Source organism: Rugamonas sp., from assembly GCF_025354735.1.
In the GTDB taxonomy this organism is placed as follows: Bacteria; Pseudomonadota; Gammaproteobacteria; order Burkholderiales; family Burkholderiaceae_D; genus Rugamonas.
In genome coordinates this window covers 1-3812 of the sequence record NZ_JANXMI010000218.1, presented here as the reverse complement: position 1 = coordinate 3812, position 3812 = coordinate 1, and the positions used below count along the sequence as shown (strand labels likewise).

Sequence of the window (3812 nt, the reverse complement as noted above, 5' to 3'; positions counted from 1 at the left end):
CGTCATCAAGATCGGACGCAGACGCAGACGCGACGATTCCAGCGCGGCGGCGACGATGGTGCGGCCGTGGTCTTCCAGTTCACGGGCGAACTCGACGATCAGAATCGCATTCTTCGACGCCAGTCCCACCAGCACGAACAGCGCGATCTGGGTGAAGACGTTGTTGTCGCCGCCGGTCAGCTTCACGCCGATCAGGGCGCACAGTATGGACATCGGCACGATCAGGATCACGGCCAGCGGCAGGGTCCAGCTTTCATACTGGGCGGCCAGCACCAGGAACACCAGCAGCACGCACAGCGGGAACACATAGAACATGGTGTTACCGGCCAGGATGTTCTGGTAGGTCAGGTCGGTCCATTCGTAGGCGATACCTTTTGGCAGCACTTCATTGGCGATCTTTTCCAGCGCGGCCTGGGCCTGGCCGGACGAGTAGCCGGGAGCCGGGCCGCCGTTCAAATCGGCCGAAACATAGGCGTTGTAGCGCTGCACGCGGTCCGGACCATAGCTGTCCGAGATGCGCATCAGCGACGACAGCGGCACCATCTCACCCTTGGTGCTGCGCACTTTCAGCGTGGCGATGTCTTCGGCGTGCGAACGGAACTGCGCATCGGCCTGGACCCGGACCTGATAGGTGCGGCCGAACTGGTTGAAATCGTTCACATAGACGGAACCAAGATTGACCTGCAAGGTCTGATAGATAACGGACAGCGGCACGTCGAGCTGCTTGGCCTTGTCGCGGTCGATGTCGGCGTACAGCTGCGGCACGTTGATCTGGAAGCTGGAGAACACGCCCGCCAGTTCCGGCGCCTGGCGCGCTTTGTTTTGCAGTTCCTGGGTGGCCTTGTACAGCGCGTCGTAGCCGAGGGCGCCGCGGTCTTCTATCATCAGCTTGAAGCCGCCCAGCGTGCCGAGGCCGCTGACCGGTGGTGGTGGGACGACGAGGATGAAGGAGTCTTCAATCGCGCCCATGCGCTTGTTCAGTTCGCCGGCGATGGCCATGCCGGACAAGTCCTTGGTGGTGCGCTGGTCGAAGTCCTGCAAGCGGCTGAACTGGATGCCGGCGCTGGGCGAGGCGGTGAAGTCGTTGACCGACAGGCCGGGGAATTGCACGGCGGCCTTGACGCCCGGCGTGGCCGCGGCGATCTTGCCCATGCGGTGGATGACGGCGTCGGTACGGTCGAGGGTGGCGGCGTCGGGCAGTTGCGCGATGTCGATCAAATAGCCCTTGTCTTGCAGCGGCACGAAGCCGGCCGGCACCACCTTGAACATCAGGCCGGCGCACACGGCCAGCAACGCGTAGACCGCCACCGACATGGTCTTGCGGCGCAGCGTGCCCTGCACGCCTTTTTCATAGCGGATCGACGAGCGGCCGAAGAAGCGGTTGAACGCCGCGAAGAAACGGCCGAACACGGAGTCGATGGCGCGGGTGACGACATCCTTGGGCGCGTCGTGCGATTTGAGCAGCGCGGCCGACAGGGCCGGCGCCAGGGTCAGCGAGCTGAAGGCCGAGATCACGGTCGAGATGGCGATGGTCAGCGCGAACTGCTTGTAGAACTCGCCGGACAGGCCGGGCACGAAGGCGATGGGCACGAACACGGCGCACAGCACGAGGGCGATGGCGATGATGGGGCCGCTGACTTCCTTCATGGCTTGGACGGTGGCGTCACGCGGGTTGAGGCCGCTGGCGATATTGCGTTCCACGTTTTCGACGACGACGATGGCGTCATCGACGACGATGCCGATGGCGAGCACCAGGCCGAACAGCGACAGCGTGTTGATCGAGAAACCGAAACCGAGCATCACGGCGAAGGTGCCGACGATGGAAACGGGAACGGCCAGCAGCGGGATGATGGAGGCGCGCCACGTTTGCAGGAACACGATCACCACCAGCACCACCAGGGCGATGGCTTCGAGCAGGGTGTGGATGACGGCGTTGATCGATTCCTGCACGAAGCGGGTGGTGTCGTAGACGATGCTGTATTCCAGGCCGGGCGGGAAATCCTTCTTCAGCTCTTCCATGCGGCTGCGCACGTCGTTGGCCATCTGCAGGGCGTTGGCGTTGGGCGCCTCGAAGATGACGATGGCGACGGCCGGCTTGTTGTCCAGACGGGCGCGCAGGTTGTAGGCGTCGGCGCCCAGTTCGATGCGGGCCACGTCGCGCAAGCGGGTCAGGGCGCCGTCGGCGTTGGTGCGGACGATGATGTTGCCGAACTGTTCAGGCGTTTGCAGGCGGCCCTGGGTGTTCACGGTCAGCTGGAACTGGCTGCCCTTCGATGGCGAGGCGCCGATGGCGCCGCCGGCCACTTGCAGGTTTTGCTCGCGGATGGCCTCGGTGACGTCGACGGTGGTCATGTTGCGGGCGGCGATCTTGAGCGGGTCGAGCCAGATGCGCATGGCGTAATCGCCGGAACCGTTCAGCTGCACCTGGCCCATGCCGTCGATGCGGTCGAGCTGGTCCTTGACGTTGAGCACCGCGTAGTTGCGCAGATACTGGTCGTCGTAGCGGTTGTCGGGCGAGGTCAGGTGCACCACCATCGTCAGCGACGGCGACGATTTGACGGTGGTGACGCCGATCTGGCGCACTTCCTCGGGCAGGCGCGGCAGCGCGCGCTGGACGCGGTTCTGCACGTCGGTCTCGGCCTGCGACACCTTGGTGCCGATCTTGAAGGTGACGGTCAGCATCAAATTGCCGTCGGCCGTCGATTGCGACGACATATACAGCATATTGTCGACGCCGTTGATTTGCTGCTCCAGCGGCGTGGCCACGGTTTCGGCGATCACTTTCGGATTGGCGCCCGGATACTGGGCGCGCACCACCACCGATGGCGGCACCACGTCCGGATACTCGGCGACGGGCAACTTCAGGATGGCGATCAGGCCGGCCACGAAGATGATGATGGACAAGACTCCCGCGAAGATGGGCTTGTCGATGAAGAATCGGGAGAAGTTCATGGCGATTATCCTTTGGCCGGGGCGGCGGGAGCTTGCGTTTCAGCTTTGGCGGACTTGGCGGGCGCGGCCGGCTTGGCGTCGGGACTTTCGTCGGTGGCCAGCGCGTCCGGGTCGTAATCCATGGCGACCATGTGCGGCGCCAGCGGCGCGCCGGGGTGGACGCGCTGCAAGCCGTTGACGACGATTTTTTCGCCGACCTTCAAGCCCTCGCGCACCACGCGCAAGCCGTTGATCGTCGGGCCCAGCGTGACCATGCGGTACTCGGCCTTGCCGTCGGCGCCGACGATGTAGACGAACTTGCGGTTCTGGTCAGTGCCCACGGCGCGGTCGTTGATCAGCAGCGCGCTGCTTTTGGCCACGGTGCCGTTGCCGCCGTCGAGCTGGACGCGCGCGAACAGGCCGGGCACGAGCGCCTTGTCGGCGTTGGTGAACACGGCGCGCATGCGCACGGCGCCGGTTTGCGTGTCGAGCTGGTTGTCGACGAATTCCAGTTCGCCGTCGTGCGGGTAGCCCGTTTCGTTGGCCAGGCCGACGTGGACCACCACTTTCCGGCCCTGGTGGCGGGCCGCGCCGACGCGCAGGAAGGTGTCTTCGTCGCCGTCGAAGCTGGCGTAGATCTTGTCGTCGGACACCACGGAAGTGAGGATGGTGGTCGGATCGATCAGGTTGCCCAGCGTGATTTCCGCCTTGCCGACGCGGCCGGAGATCGGCGCGGTGACGCGGGTGTAGCTGAGGTTGAGCTTGGCGTTCTCGAACTGCGCTTCGGCGGCGCGGGCGCTGGCGTCGAGTTCCTTGAAGCCGGAGGTGTTTTCGTCGAGCTCGCGCTGGGCGATGGCTTTTTCGGCAAACAGTTTTTCGGC

General features: G+C 64.5%; 2 protein-coding genes. Both read right to left on the bottom strand.

Annotation, left to right across the window (positions count from 1 at the left end; all coding sequences use genetic code 11):
• A partial coding sequence (locus Q0S71_RS17300; protein ID WP_295998442.1) for an efflux RND transporter permease subunit occupies positions 1 to 2952 on the bottom strand: 2952 nt, incomplete at its 3' end.
• Positions 2953 to 2957: 5 nt separating this feature from the next.
• On the bottom strand, positions 2958 to 3812 hold an 855-nt coding region (locus Q0S71_RS17295), incomplete at its 5' end, for an efflux RND transporter periplasmic adaptor subunit (protein WP_295998439.1).